A 13983-nucleotide genomic window follows, 5' to 3' on the forward strand; every position below is an offset into this window, starting at 1 on the left:
TAAGCAGAGACGAAAGGCCGTGAAAAGATGAGCGGTTCGGAAATACGGTCGGCGGCGTACGGTCTGTTGCCGACGGACACTACGGAAGACGTACGGACGCGGGGCGCGGGCGTCTCAACTCAGGTCGCCGTCCTTCCGGTCGGGAGCTTCGAACAACACGGTCCGTACCTTCCCCTGGCGACCGACACCCTCGTCGCGTGTGCCGTCGCGCGGGAGATCGCCGCGGCGTACCCGGTGCACCTCCTCCCCCCGGTGACGATGTCCTGCTCGCACGAGCACGCGGCCTGGCCGGGGACCGTCAGCATCTCCGCCGTCACCCTTCACTCGGTGGTACAAGACATCGCCGCCTCGCTGCGCCGCTCGGGCGTCGAGGCTCTGGTCGTGGTCAACGGCCACGGGGGGAACTACGTGCTGGGCAACGTCGTCCAGGAGGCCTCCGCCCGCGGGGAGCGGATGGCGCTGTTCCCGGCCGCGGAGGACTGGGAGACCGCCCGTACGGAGGCGGGAGTGGTCACCTCGCTGCTCACCGACATGCACGCGGGAGAAATCGAGACCTCCATTCTTCTGCACACGCACCCGGAAAGTCTCCGCCCCGGTTACGAGACCTCCGATTTCGTCGCGGACGACCGTCGTCATCTCCTCACCCTCGGTATGTCCGGTTACACCGATTCCGGTGTCATCGGGCGCCCTTCACTGGGCTCGGCGGAAAAAGGGAAAGCCTTGCTGGAGAGCCTCGCGGCATCCTTCGGGACGTATTTCTCGATGCTGACCGCGTCCGGCGACGGCGCCGAGTAGGGCTTCGCCGGGCGCCGCAGACCCTGGTACCAGCGGGCGACCAGGACGGCCGCGCCCGGCAGGCTCGCCACGAAGCTGAGGACGCCGTACACGATCGCGGTCGCGAGGCCGGCGCCGGCGCCGAGGCCCATGGCGGCGAACGCCCAGGCGGTGACGCCCTCCCGGGGGCCGAAGCCGCCGATGTTCAGGGGCAGTCCCATGGCGAGCAGGGCGAGCACGGCCAGCGGCAGCAGGGCGGCGACGGAGGCGTCGGAGCCCGCGATGCGTGCGGCGAGCACGAACATCCCGAGGTGGCCGGCGAGGACGACGGCCGAGGAGAGCGTGACGCCGGGCCAGTTGCGGCGGGACAGCAGCGCCTCGCGGGCCTCGCCGAGGGTCGCGCGCAGCATCCGGCCGCGACGGGTGGAGGGGGCCCGGTTCATCCGCAGGGCCACGACGACGGCGAGCGCGCCGAGGCCGGCCAGGCCGGCGACGGGGGCGAGGTGGCGGGCCTGGGCCAGCACCGGGGAGTCCATGGTGAGCAGCACGGCACCGCCGACGACCGCCAACGCGATCTGACCGGCGACCCGTTCGAGGACGACCGCCCGTACTCCGCGGCCCATGTCGCCGGCGCTCTGTCCGTGGCGGACCGCGCGGTGCACGTCGCCGAGGACACCGCCGGGCAGGGCCGCGTTCAGGAACAGGGCACGGTAGTAGTCGGCCACGGCCTCGCCGAGGGGCAGCCGGATGCGCAGCCCGCGGGCCACCAACTGCCAGCGCCAGGCGCTGAACACGGTGGTCAGCACGCCGATCGCGAGGGCCGCCAGCAGGGCGGGGCCGTCGATCCGGCGCAGCCCGTCCAGGAAGACGCCGGTGCCGAGGCGCCACAGCAGGAGGGCGAGGATGGTGACCCCGGCGACCGTGCCGAAGTGGGTGCGCAGGGCGCGGGAGTTGAGGACGGCGCGCAGGGCCGTACGCCACCGGGGGGCTGCGGGGTGAGCGGGCTCGGGCCGGGCCGCGGTCACGATCACGCCGATCCGGTCGTGGGAGACGGCGGCTTCGGCCAGGTCCCCGGCGGGCACGCCGGCGGCTTCGAGGATCTCGGCCCGGGCCACGAGTGCGTCGGTCCGTGCGGTGAGCAGCTCGTCCCGGGTCTGGACCACCTCGGCCCGCAGGGTGCGGGCCCGGTGGGAGAGCGTGCCCGGCCCGGCCGGGTCCGCGGGTCGCCGTACGGGCAGCGGCGCCTTGGTGCGGCCGGTGCCGCGGGCCGAGAGGTCCGTGTCCGGCCGCACCGTCTCCACGCTCATGACGCTCCGCCCGTCGGACGGGACAGCGCCAGCAGGTCGCTGTGGTGGACGACGACCTTCAACTCGCCCGCGCGGCAGGCCTCCAGACGGTCCTGGAGGTAGCGCTCGGCACGCTCCTTCAGTTCGGGGCGCTCCTCGACGGCCGCGCCGACCCAGCCGCGCAGCCACTGCGCGGTGAGCGCGGACTCGGCGGGGCCCAGGCGCCAGGCGCTCGGGTGCAGCCGGACCGTCGCGCCCCGCTCGGAGAAGGCCTCGCAGGCGACGGTGACGGCGTCCGGGCCGAGCAGTCCGCCGCGCCGCTGGTGGGCGTTGAACGCGTCGGCGATCTCCTCGTCCAGCGGGTCGGCCGGGGTGAGTTCGACGCGGCCCGCCACGGACAGGGTGAGCAGGGCCGGGCATCCGGCGCCCGTGCAGGCCGCGGCGAGGGTGTCGATCTCCTCGCGGGTGAGGACGTCCAGGAGCGCGGAGGCCGTCACCAGGGACGCGCCGGCGAGGGCGTCCGGGGTGAGCAGGCCGACGTCGCCGCGGCGCGTCTCGACGGTGACCCGGCTGCCGTCGGCCGCGGAGCGCGGGGAGGCGACGGCCGCGAAGTGCAGGAGGTAGGGGTCCCGGTCGTGCAGGATCCAGTGCTGGGGGCCGTCCAGACGGGACGCGAGCCAGCGCCCCATCGAGCCGGTGCCGCAGCCCAGGTCGTGGATGACCAGTCCGGCCTTGCCCGGCAGGTTGGCCAGCCGGATGCGCAGCGGGTCGAGCAGATCGGCCGCCCGCGCGGCCGCGTCGGGTCCTTCCCGCAGTTCCAGCCACTCGGGGGCGTAACGGGGAGCGTCGTCGGGTCCGGCGTCCCTGAGGCGTACGGTCGGACGCTCGCCGGGGCGGGTGCTGGGACCGGCACCGGGGATGACCGATTCTGCTTCGGCAGGGACACCAGGATTCACCGACGCCACCTCTCGAGGCCCCGGCTGTGCCGGGATCTTGCCGCTCTGCTTGGTCGCCGTCTTCCTCATGCCGCCCTCCTGGGCTCGCTCGGGAGTCGGCCGAGTACTCCGGCCAGGCTGCGGGCCGTGGTCGCCCAGCCGTCCAGGGCGGCCCGTCGGCCCCGGGCAGCCGCCTTGAGCCTGCGTCGTACGTCCGCCTCGCCGAACCAGCCGCGCAGTTCGGCGGCGAGGGCGGCCGGGTCCTCCGGCGGGACGAGGATGCCGGGCACCCCGCCGTCGGGGGCGCGGCCGACCGCCTCGGCGACTCCGCCGACGTCGGTGGCCAGCACCGGGATGCCGCGCGCGAGGGCCTCGGTGACCGCCATGCCGTAGGTCTCGGCGTAGGAGGTGAGGACCATCAGGTCGGCGGCGGCGTAGCTGGCGTCGAGCTCGGCGCCGGCCTTCGGTCCCGCGAGGTGCAGGCGGTCCTGGAGGCCGTACCGCTTGATGAGCATCCGCAGGTGGGCGACGTACTCGGGATCCTGGGTGATCCCGCCGACGCACACGCAGCTCCACGGCAGGTCCTGGGCACCGGCCAGGGCCTCGATCAGCCGGTGCTGTCCCTTGCGGGGCGTCACCGCGGCCACGCACAGCAGTCGGGAGACTCCGTCGGTGCCGGAGGCGAGCGGGGCGATGTCGGCGCCCGGGGTGGCGACATGGACCCGCTCGGGGGCGAGGCCGTGGTGGGAGACGAGCCGGCGTACGGCCCAGTCGCTGGTGGCGATGACGGCGGGCACGGCCCGCAGCACCTCGCGCTCCTTGGCGTCCAGTTCGAGGGCGAGCCCGGGTTCGAGTCCCGTCTCGTCGCCGAGCGGCAGGTGGACGAGGACGGCGATGCTCAGCCGTTCGGCCTCCGGGACGACGATCTCCGGTACGCCGCAGGCGACCAGCCCGTCGATGAGGACGACGGTGCCGTCGGGCAGGTCCCGCAGGGTGCGGGCGAGTTCGGTACGGGCCGGCGCTCCCGGCCGGGGCCAGCTGCCGGCCACCGCGTGCCGCTCGACCTGCCAGCCGAAGCCGGGCAGGTCCAGGCAGACCCGCCGGTCGTAGGCGTTGCCGCCGCTCGGCGCGGTCGGGTCGTCCACGCCGCCCGGCATCACGAAGTGCACGGTCCGCAGGGACATCGGGATGATCTCGGCCTTCTTGAGAGCCGTGTGCTGTACGGGCACGTAGTCGAGCGTGGCCGTCCGCCCGGTCGTCATGTCGGTCACAGGGCACGCTCGTAACTCGCCCACGCGACATGCGACTCGTGCAGGGTGACGGTCAGCCCCGCGAGACCCTTGGCGCCCTCGCCGAGAGCGCCCTTCTCGATGCGCTCGGCGAGCCGGTCCGCGATGACCTTCGCCAGGAACTCCGTGGAGGTGTTGACCCCGGCGAAGTCGGGTTCGTTGTCGAGGTTTCTGTAGTTCAGCTCGCTGACTACGGCCCCGAGTTCCTGGGTGGCCAGTCCGATGTCGACGACGATGTTGTCGTCGTCCAGCTGTTCGCGCCGGAACGTGGCGTCCACGAGGAACGTCGCGCCGTGCAGTCGCTGCGCGGGGCCGAAGACCTCGCCGCGGAAGCTGTGGGCGATCATGATGTGATCGCGGACGGTGATGCTGAACAACGGACGACCCTCCAGGTGCGGCGCGTCTGGTCCCCGGCTGATCCCTGCCGGGGGATGCCGTGTAGTACGGCTCTCCGCTTCCCCGTGTTCAGCCGGATCTCACTCTTTTCTCAGGTCAGGCGCTCTTGCCGTACCTCACGAGGTGACAGAGGGCCGGAATCTCCCCACTGGCCAGCAAGGGCATCACCTCCGGCAGTTCTTCGAACGCGCTTTCCCCCGTGATGAGGGCGTCAAGCACCGGATCGGCGAGCAGTTTCAGCGCGAGGGCGAGCCGGTCGCCGTAGCTGCGGTTGCCGCGGGCGGGGGACACCGTGCCGACCTGGCTGCTGCGGATGACGAGCCGCCGGGAGTGGAAGGCCTCGCCGAGCGGCAGGCTGACCTTCCGGTCGCCGTACCAGCTCAGTTCGAGGACCGTGCCCTCGGCGCTGAGGAGTTCCAGGGAGCGGGCGAGGCCCTGTTCGGTGGCGCTGGCGTGGACGACGAGGTCGCAGTCGCCGAGGGCGTCCGCGGGGGACGCGAAGCCGACGCCGAGGGCCTCGGCGGTCTCGGCGCGGGCGGGGTCGGCGTCCACCAACTGGACACGCACGCCGGGAAAGCGGGCGAGGAGCGCCGCCACGGAGCTGCCGACCATGCCACCACCGACCACCGCGATCCGGTCGCCCACCAGGGGGGCGGCGTCCCAGAGGGCGTTCACGGCGGTCTCGACCGTGCCGGCGAGGACGGCCCGGCGGGCGGGCACGTCGTCCGGTACGACCGTCACGGCGCTCGCGGGCACCACGTACCGCGTCTGATGCGGGTACAGACAGAAGACGGTCCTGCCCTTCAGCGCGGCGGGCCCCTCCTCCACCAGCCCCACGCTGAGGTAGCCGTACTTCACGGGTCCCGGGAAGTCGCCCTCCTGGAACGGTGCCCGCATGGCCGCGTGCTGGCTCTCGGGCACCTGGCCGCGGAACACGAGTGTCTCCGTGCCCCTGCTGACTCCCGAGTACAGCGAGCGGACCAGCACCTCGTCCTTGCCGGGGGCCGGAAGCGCGATGTCCCGCAGCTCGCCCTTCCCCGGAGAACGGAGCCAGAACGCACGTGCGGCGGCCTTCATCGAAACCCTCCTGAACGATCGGGAACTCGGGCACGTACCTCGTCACGTAACCGAGGTGTGCACAGGCCGCGCACAGTACGCGGCCTTGATCGACTCTGTCATCTGGCCGGAGGAATGTGCGGTGGCCCTGAACAACACTTACGAAGCAAGGCTGGTCCAGCAGGAGACCGCTGTGGGAGCGGGCGTTCAGATCCTGTTGCTGGCCCTGCTCGGCACGGCGATAGGCATGGGGCCGGCGGGCTGGCTGACCGGCCTCGCCTTCGCCGTCGCCACCTGGGCCGTGCTCTCCAGGGCGCTGCACCGCACCCGGCCGCGGTCCTTCGGGCCGGCCAACCGGGTGACGCTGGGCCGGGCCACGCTGGTCGGCGGAGTGACCGCCCTGGTCGCGGACTCCTACCAGGACTCCCCGCCGGTCACCCTCTTCGTCGGCCTGACGGCGGTGGCCCTGATCCTCGACGGCGTCGACGGCAAGGTGGCCCGCGCGACGGGCACCTCGACGCCGCTGGGCGCGCGGTTCGACATGGAGGTCGACGCGTTCCTGATCCTGGTGCTCAGCGTGTACGTGTCGATGTCCCAGGGCCCGTGGGTCCTTCTCATCGGTGCCATGCGCTACGGCTTCGTCGCCGCGGCCCGCGTCTGGAACTGGCTCAACGCCCCGCTGCCGCCGAGCATGGCCCGCAAGACGGTGGCCGCGCTCCAGGGGATCCTGCTGCTGGTGGCCGCGTCGGGGTACCTGCCGCACACGGTGACCTTCGGGGTCGTGGCCCTCGCCCTGTCCACCCTCGTCTGGTCGTTCGGCCGGGACGTCCTGTGGCTGTGGCGCACGCACCGGGCGGACCAGGCGGCGGTGGGCGAGCTGCTGGAGCTGGAGTTCGTGGCGGTGGAGCGGGAGCGGGAGCCGGAGGCGGTGGCGTCCTGAGGCCCTGCCGGCTCGGCTCGCAGGTCAGCTTTTGAGCGGCACCCGGTAGACGGTCGACTCCCGCTGCCGGAAACCCTGCCGCTCGTACAGCCGGTTGGCCGCCGCCCGGTCCGGGCGGGAGGTCAGGTCGACGGTACGGGCCCCGGCCTCCCGGGCGAGCCGGATCGCCTCCCTGATCAGCAGCCCCGCGATGCCCTGGCCGCGGGCCGCGTGGTCGACGATCACGTCCTCGATACGGGCCCGCAGTCCCGCGGGCGCCGGGAACATGACGAGGGTGAGGGTGCCCACGACCGCCCCGGCCGCCGACCTGGCGATCAGCATGGTGTTGGCGTCACAGGCCAGGATGCGGTCGAGCGCGGCGAGGTCGAGGGCCTCGGCCGTCGAGGACAACTGCGGCAGCATCCGCGCGAACGCGCCGACGAGCTCCTGGTCCGCCTCCCGGACGATCTCCACCCGGATGTCCTGAGTCTCCATGGGGTGGACCCTATCGCCGCGACTGCGAGCCCTACGGCAGATCCGATGCGCCGGGGCACGGGAGCCGTCCGGCGGTCGCGGCGCGGAGGCTGGGGGCGTCGGATGGGTTCCTGGCTCGGCCGCTTGGCTGTCTGGCGGATGCACCCGATTCGGCCGTGAACGGTCCGGCGAGTACGTTCCCGGCGCCTGCGCCTCCCCGCGAGACCTGCCCCGGACACATGAACCGTCCGGCGGTGCGGTCGGCGTCTGAACTCCCGCCACGATCCTGCCCGGGGCGCGCCTGAACCGTCCGGCGACTGTTCCTCCCGCCGCAACCCTGACCGGGCCCCCTCAACCCGCCGACACCACCCCGCCCCGGCCACACAACCCTCCCGCAAGCCCTCCCAGCTCGGACACCTGAACCCACCCGGCGCGCGTGGTCGGCATCTGAACTCCCGCCACGACCCCGACCGCGACGCGCCCGAACCGTCCGGCATCTGTTACTCCCACCGCAACCCGCCGACACCACCCCCGCCCCCAGGCACCTGAGCTCTCCGACCAGCCCCCTCACCGGGACCGGAGCACCACAGGCGCGTCCTCCGTGTTCAGGGCGGACGCCCTCATGGGCCGGAGAGGGGCGGCATGGCCCCGCAGGGGCCAGCACCGGCGTCCGGAGGGGTCCGGGGTTGGCCGGGGACGGACTGCCCTGGCTCGACGCGTTCGTTGCTACCTCCGCGGCAGCAACCCCACCACCGCGACCGGCACTGCCGCCAGCACCAGCCACGGGAGCGCGGGCGGCAGTCCGCCGTCCAGCAGGGAGCCGGTGGCGGAGCTGCCGAGCAGCACGATCAGACCGGAGACGGAGGAGAGTGCCCCGGTGTAGAGGCCGAGTCGACCCTCTTCCGCGAGGTCGGGGACCCAGGCCCGGGCCACGGGTGCGACGAGCATCTGCCCGAAGGTGAGCAGGACGACGAACCCGGCCGACGGCAACAGTCCCGCCGTACCGGTCCAGCCGGCGGGACGGGACACCGCGACGACCGCGAACCCGGCGCCGATCAGCAGCAGTCCGGCCACCATGGATCGGCGCGGCGAGAGCCTGGCGCCGACCCAACGGGTGACGGGGAGCTGCGCTGTCACCACCAGCAGCGAGGACAGCGCGAACAGCCAGGCCACCGCCGACCGGGAACCGGTCGCACGCTCCACCTCGTCCGGGAGGGCGAGGTAGAGCTGGTTGTAGGCGAGCAGGTAGGCGCCGTACGCGCAGCACAGCGCGAGGAAGCGGCGGTTGCGGAGCAGCGCTCCCCATCCCCCTTCCAGCCGCACCCGTTGTCGCCCAGGGATGTGCTGCGGCAACCTCCACGCGTGCCCGGCGAGGACGAGCACGAAGATCCCGGCGCCGGCCAGACACACCGTTCGGAAGTCCACAGACAGCAGCAGCGCGCCGAGCAACGGGCCGACGAACGCCCCCGCCTGCCCGGCGACGGTGAACAGCGCGAGGACTCGGGTGCGTTGACCGCCCGCCTCCTCGTGGACGACGGCCTGCCGGGCGACCTCGGACTCCACCGCCGGTGAGAACAGCGCGGCGGCGAACCCGATGAGCAGGACGGCCCCGATGACCGCCCCCGTCCGTTCGGCGTACCCGAGCCAGGCGAACCCGGCGATCCGCAGCACGCATCCGGCGAGGACGACCGGCCGGATCCCGTACCGGTCGGCGAGCGCCCCGCCCACCACGAACAGCCCTTGCTGACTGAAGGTCCTGAGCCCCAGCACGAACCCGACCAGCCAGCCCGCCATCCCGACACCCTGCCCCAGGTGTGCGGACAGGAAGGGCAGCACGGCGAAGAAGCCGATGTTGAAGGCGAGTTGGGTCAGGATCAGCAGCCGCAGCAGCGGAGACAGGCGGGGGCTGGTCCTCGACGGCTCGATCGGCGTGGACGTCGTCATCCGGTCTCCACCAACTTCCCTGCGGACAAGGGCAGTTCGCATTCCCCCGTGGTCGCCTGACGACGTGCGCGCCGTCGCCGCCACCGCACCCCGCCCGCCGCGCTCACCGCCAGCGCCCCCAGCAGGGCGAGTGCGGCGGCGGGGGCGAGGACGGCCCAGGGGGCGCGTTCGGCATAGGGCTGGTTCTCGGCCAGGAGCAGGCCCCACTCCGGGGCGGGCGGCTGGGTGCCGAGGCCGAGGAATCCGAGTGAGGCGAGGGCCAGCGCGACGCCGGGCAGGCGCAGCAGGGCGTGTCGGGTGACGGACGGCAGGATCGCCGGCAGCAGTTCGTGCCGCAGGAGGTACCAGCGGTGCGCGCCCAGGGCCCGGGTGGCCGTCAGATGCGGGGTGGCGGATTCCTGTCGGAGCAGTGAGGAGGTGTGCGCGGCGAGCGCCGCCCAGGAGACGGTGGCCACGGCGATGGCGGGCGTGGCGGCGCCGCTCCCGGCGACGGCGGTCACGAGCAGCGCGGCGAGCACCGGCGGTACGGCGTTGACCGTGTCGACGAGCGGCCCGGACAGCCGGGGCAGCAGCCCGAGCAGAACGCCGACCACCAGTGCGGTGAAGCTGATGGCGACGGCGGTCAGAAGGGTGTCCAGGGCTCCGTGTCCGACCCGGGCGAGCAGGTCCCGGCCGAGTGCGTCGGTGCCGAACGGGTGAGCCCAGGAAGGGGGTTGGAGCCGGGCACCGGTGTCCAGGGCAAGTGGGTCGCGGAGCAGGCCGAGCGCGACGACGGCGGTCAGGAGGCCGCCGTGGACGAGAGGCAGGGTGCTGCGGGCGGGCCGTCGCGGGCGGTGCAGGGAGTCCAGGGCGCCGTCGCGCAGGGCCGGGCCGGTCAGGAGGCGGACGGCCAGTGCCGTGAGGCCGGTGGCGGTGGCGGCGAGGATCAGCAGGGCGAGCGTGCCCGCCTGGAGCACGGGCAGGTCCTGCGCGAGGGCGGCCTGGAGGCTGGTGCGGCCGAGGCCCGGGATGTCGTAGATCTGCTCCACGGCGACGGAACCGCCGGTGAGGCCCACGACGAACAGGCCCAGGTTGGGCAGCAGCGCGGGGACGCAGCGGCGGACCGCCTTGGCGGCGATGGTGCGGCCGGACAGTCCGCGGGCCTCCGCCGCCTGCGCCCAGGGTTCGGCGAAGGCGCTGGGCAGCAGGTCGTCGAGGAGGCGCCCGAGCACGGCCCCGGCGGGCAGGCCGAGGGCGAGGGCGGGCAGGACCGTCCAGCGGGGTCCGTACCAGCCGAGGGCGGGCAGCCAGCCGAGTTGTACGCCGACCACGGTGGCGAGCACGGAGGCGGTGAGGAACTCGGGCAGCGCGGCGAGCATCGCCGAGGCGCCGCCCCCGGGCCGGCGCCCGTCGAGGCGTCGGTGCGCGCCGAGCCACAGCGTGCGGGCACACACCAGGGCGGCGGTGGCCGCGGCGACCACGAGGGCCACCGTCACGAGCAGCAGGGACACGCCGAGTGCCTGGACGACGGTCGGGGTGACCTGCGTGCCGTTCAGCCACGACCGGCCGGCGTCGCCCCGGGGCAGCCCGCCGAGCCATTGGCCGAGCAGATGCAAGGGGCCTTCGTCCAGGCCGAGTTGGGCCCGGATGTCGGCCAGTACCCGCGGTGTCGGCTCGCGGTCCGCGGAACGCGCCTTGAGCACGGTGAGCGCGGGGTCGGTGCGGGACAGCCACGGCAGCAGGCCGATCCCGCACACCAGGGCCGCCGCGAGCAGGACACGCCACAGCAGGGTGGCCACTCGATGCCGCATGGATCAGCGTCGCGTTCCGAGGCCGACGAGGGTCCGCTCGTACGGGTCGAGCAGCAGTCCCCGGACGTCGGTGGCCACGCCGGAGATGATCTCCTGGTGGGCCAGCGGGATGACGGCGTCGGTGCCGAGGACCGCGGCTTCGGCGCGCATGGCCGCGTCCTGCCGTTCGCCGGTGTCGGCCACGGCGTCGGCCTCTGCCACCGCCCGGTCGACCTTGCTGTCGCACAGCCGGGAGAGGTTGTAGCCGCCGTCGCAGGTGTAGTCGCTCGCGAGGACGGCGACGGGGTCGCCGGTGTCGACGAGGCTGTTGCGGGCGCCGATGAACGCGTCGAACTTCCCTGCGAGCACGTCGGTTTCGAGCCGCGCGTATTCGCGCACCACCAGGGTGACCTTGAACCCGGCCTTCTGAAGCTGCTGTTGGACGACCTGGGCGGCTTCGGGGAGTTCGGGCCGGTTGTCGTAGGTGGCGAGGGTGACGGAGGTGCCGTGCGGCTCGGCCGCGCTCGCGCGTCCGGTGGGCCGCACGCGCTTGTCCTCGGCCCAGGTCACGGCCGGTCCGTAGATGCCGGTGCCGGGATCGGCGTACCCCTCGAAGACCCCTTTGACGACGGCCGAGTTGTCGACGGCCTCGCGAGCGGCGGCGCGCAGCTTCGGGTCCTCGAAGGGGCCGGACCCGGTGTTGAGGTGCAGGCTCGTGGTGCGGGTCGTCGCGGTCTCCTTGAGGGTGGCCTTGTCGAGGGTGGCGGCCTGGGCGACGGGGATCGCCTCGGCGACGTCGACCTGGCCGGTGCGCACGGCGTTGGCGCGGGCGGTGCCGTCGGCGATGAAGCGGGCGTCGATGCCGGAGGCCTGGGCGCGGCCGCCCCAGTAGTCGTCGAAGCGGTCGAGAGTGGCGGAGGAGGAGCCGGTGACCTTGGTCAGTTCGAAGGGCCCGGTGGCGGTGCCGACCGGATCCACTTCGCCTGGGGCGTAGGCCTTGGGTGCGAACACGGCGAGGCTGGGGCCGGCCAGCCGCAGCGGCAGCACGGGGTCGGCCGACTTCGTGGTGATGCGTACGGCGTCCCCGGCCCCCTCGGCCGTCAGCGTGACGCCGGACAGCGCGGCCGGGGCGGGCTTGGCCTCGGTGGCGTGGGTGAGAGCGGCGGCGACCGCGGCCGGGGTGACCTCGGTACCGTCCTGGAAGGTGGCCTCGCGCAGGGTGAACAGCCAGGTGCGGTCGTTCTCGCGGCGCCAGGACGCGGCGAGTGCGGGGGCGGCGGCGCCGTTGGCGTCGAGGGCGGTCAGGCCCTCGGTGACGCCGAGGCGGCTGAGGAGGGTGGCGTCGGCGCCGTACGGCGAGAGGTTCTCGGCGGGCGGGAAGGCGAGGGCGACCCGGAGGCGGGAGCCGTCGCTCGCGTCACCGTGGGAGTCACCGCCCGGGGCGGCGAAGCAGGCGGTGAGCAGCGGGGCGAGCAGGAGGGAGCCGAGTGTGTGACGGCGGCGCATCGCGGTCACCGTCCCATCGGTATCTCGAAGTGGACGACGTTGCTCGCGCCGCCCGTGGTCTCGCGCTCGTCGTGCACGACCTTGCCGAGCGAGCGCCAGAAGGCTTCGGCGCCCGGGACCGCCGGGTCGGTGTGCAGATACACGGAGCGGTAGCCGCCGTCGGCGGCCGCGAAGGCCAGCAGCTCGTCGACCAGGCGGCGGGCGAGGCCGCGCCTGCGGTGCTCGGGGCGGACGTAGATCCGGCGCAACTGGGCGGTCTCGCCGGAGGGATAGCGCTCGGCCAGCTCGCGCGGGTTCGGCGGGTGGGCGGGGCCGCGCGAGTCGAGGGCGCCGGTGGCCACGACGGTCCCGTGGTCCGGGTCGAGGGCGACGAGGAGGGTGTGGCGGGCCGGGACGAGATAGGCGGCGGCGGGATCGATGATGTCGCCGTGCCAGCGGGGCACGTACCCGGTTCCGAAGTCGCGGTAGAGGGTGTCGAGCATCACGGCTCGCGCACCTTCGAGGTCGTCCGGGCACGCGGCCCTGATGCTGTAGTTACGCACTTGCACATCATATGCATTAAGCCTTCCGGCTTGATCGCGGGGCGATTTGACAGTGATCGAATGGACGCCATAGAACCTACCAACATGACATCCATTTTCAAAAAGGTGGTGCGGTAGTGCGCATCGCCTTCGTCGGCAAGGGCGGCAGCGGCAAGACCACGCTCTCGGCGCTCTTCTCCCGTCATCTGGCCCGTTCCGGCGCACCGGTGCTGGCCGTGGACGGCGACATCAACCAGCACCTGGCCGAGGCGTTGGGCCACGACGGGGACGAGGCCCTGGACGCCCCGCCGTTGGGCGCGCATGTGGCCGACATCAAGGACTTCCTGCGCGGCACCAACCCGCGCATCGCCTCCCGCGAGGCGATGATCAAGACCACGCCGCCGGGCCGGGGTTCACGTCTGCTGCGTCTGCTGGGCGATGACGAACTGCACGCCAGACACGTCCGGCGGGTGGGTGACGTCCCGCTGATGGTGACGGGCGAGTTCGAGGAGAGCGACCTCGGCGTGGCCTGCTACCACTCCAAGCTCGGCGGGGTGGAGTTGTACCTCAACCACCTGGTCGACGGTCCCGGCGAGTACGTCGTCGTCGACATGACGGCCGGCGCGGACGCGTTCGCCTCGGGCCTGTTCACCCGCTTCGACCTGACCTTCCTGGTGGCCGAACCCACCCGCAAGGGCGTCTCGGTCTACCACCAGTACCGGGACCACGCACGGGAGTTCGGCATCCGGATCGCCGTGGTCGGCAACAAGGTGACCGGCGAGGACGACCTGCTCTTCCTCAAGGACCACGTGGGTGACGACCTGTTGACCCACCTGGTCCAGTCAACCTGGGTGCGCGCGGCCGAACAGGGGTGCCCCGAGGGCGACTTGGAGTCGCTGGAGCCCCACAACCGGCACGCCCTGTCCCTCCTGCGCGAGACGGTCGACGCCCACCCCCGCGACTGGGCAGCCCTCCACCGCCACGCGGTCGAGTTCCACCTCCGCAACGCCCGCTCCTGGGCGAACGAGGCGATCGGCCTCGATCTGACCTCCCAGGTGGACCCGGACTTCGTACCGGGCCCTGCCGCCCTCGTCTGACCCCACCCCACCCCCCA

12 protein-coding genes and 1 pseudogene are annotated in these 13983 nt (G+C 73.0%); 3 read left to right on the plus strand and 10 right to left on the minus strand.

The features are described from left to right. Window positions 1-27 precede the first annotated feature (27 nt). Window positions 28-774: pseudogene (locus D1369_RS06345) on the plus strand (creatininase family protein); the annotation flags it as partial. Here D1369_RS06345 and D1369_RS06350 read toward each other — a convergent pair. From D1369_RS06350 to D1369_RS06370, 5 genes are all read right to left on the minus strand, one after another. Then, window positions 660-2081 carry a lysylphosphatidylglycerol synthase transmembrane domain-containing protein gene (locus D1369_RS06350; protein WP_118082322.1) on the minus strand — a complete coding sequence of 474 codons (1422 nt, stop codon included), beginning with the start codon at window positions 2079-2081 and terminating at the stop codon, window positions 660-662. The pseudogene D1369_RS06345 and the gene D1369_RS06350 sit on opposite strands and share 115 nt — an antisense overlap. Beyond that, on the minus strand, window positions 2078-3085 hold the full coding sequence (locus tag D1369_RS06355; protein WP_007385979.1) for a class I SAM-dependent methyltransferase: 1008 nt from the start codon (window positions 3083-3085) through the stop codon (window positions 2078-2080). The genes D1369_RS06350 and D1369_RS06355 overlap by 4 nt, the downstream gene beginning before the upstream one ends. After that, window positions 3082-4266 (minus strand): glycosyltransferase family 4 protein, encoded by a 1185-nt coding sequence (locus D1369_RS06360; RefSeq protein ID WP_037902028.1) that lies wholly within the window; start codon window positions 4264-4266, stop codon window positions 3082-3084. Before D1369_RS06360 ends, D1369_RS06355 begins: the two co-directional genes overlap by 4 nt. Continuing rightward, on the minus strand, window positions 4263-4661 hold the full coding sequence (locus D1369_RS06365) for a 6-carboxytetrahydropterin synthase (protein WP_020123858.1): 399 nt from the start codon (window positions 4659-4661) through the stop codon (window positions 4263-4265). The genes D1369_RS06360 and D1369_RS06365 overlap by 4 nt, the downstream gene beginning before the upstream one ends. A 115-nt stretch (window positions 4662-4776) precedes the next feature. Further along, a complete protein-coding gene (locus tag D1369_RS06370; protein WP_007385976.1) occupies window positions 4777-5757 on the minus strand; it encodes a zinc-binding alcohol dehydrogenase in 981 nt (326 codons plus the stop codon). Window positions 5758-5878: 121 nt separating this feature from the next. Between D1369_RS06370 and D1369_RS06375 the strand changes: the two genes are divergently transcribed. Then, window positions 5879-6676 carry a CDP-alcohol phosphatidyltransferase family protein gene (locus tag D1369_RS06375; protein WP_037902025.1) on the plus strand — a complete coding sequence of 266 codons (798 nt, stop codon included), beginning with the start codon at window positions 5879-5881 and terminating at the stop codon, window positions 6674-6676. Between the two features lie 24 nt (window positions 6677-6700). On the opposite strand, the gene D1369_RS06380 is transcribed toward D1369_RS06375, so the two are convergent. From D1369_RS06380 to D1369_RS06400, 5 genes are all read right to left on the minus strand, one after another. Continuing rightward, window positions 6701-7150 (minus strand): GNAT family N-acetyltransferase, encoded by a 450-nt coding sequence (locus D1369_RS06380; protein ID WP_007385974.1) that lies wholly within the window; start codon window positions 7148-7150, stop codon window positions 6701-6703. A 705-nt stretch (window positions 7151-7855) separates the two neighbouring features. Continuing rightward, window positions 7856-9073: an MFS transporter gene (locus tag D1369_RS06385; RefSeq protein WP_007385973.1), complete on the minus strand. Its 1218-nt coding sequence runs from the start codon at window positions 9071-9073 to the stop codon at window positions 7856-7858. Beyond that, a complete protein-coding gene (locus D1369_RS06390) occupies window positions 9070-10863 on the minus strand; it encodes an ABC transporter permease subunit (protein WP_118082323.1) in 1794 nt (597 codons plus the stop codon). The genes D1369_RS06385 and D1369_RS06390 overlap by 4 nt, the downstream gene beginning before the upstream one ends. 3 nt (window positions 10864-10866) lie before the next feature. Continuing rightward, a complete protein-coding gene (locus tag D1369_RS06395) occupies window positions 10867-12348 on the minus strand; it encodes an ABC transporter substrate-binding protein (protein WP_205574520.1) in 1482 nt (493 codons plus the stop codon). A gap of 5 nt (window positions 12349-12353) precedes the next feature. Further along, window positions 12354-12890 carry a GNAT family N-acetyltransferase gene (locus D1369_RS06400; RefSeq protein ID WP_082319496.1) on the minus strand — a complete coding sequence of 179 codons (537 nt, stop codon included), beginning with the start codon at window positions 12888-12890 and terminating at the stop codon, window positions 12354-12356. Between the two features lie 116 nt (window positions 12891-13006). Between D1369_RS06400 and D1369_RS06405 the strand changes: the two genes are divergently transcribed. Then, complete coding sequence (locus D1369_RS06405; RefSeq protein WP_007385969.1) at window positions 13007-13966, plus strand: ATP-binding protein; 960 nt, start codon at window positions 13007-13009, stop codon at window positions 13964-13966. Window positions 13967-13983 lie beyond the last annotated feature (17 nt).

The sequence above is a fragment of the Streptomyces sp. CC0208 genome, from assembly GCF_003443735.1.
In the GTDB taxonomy this organism is placed as follows: domain Bacteria; phylum Actinomycetota; class Actinomycetes; order Streptomycetales; family Streptomycetaceae; genus Streptomyces; species Streptomyces sviceus.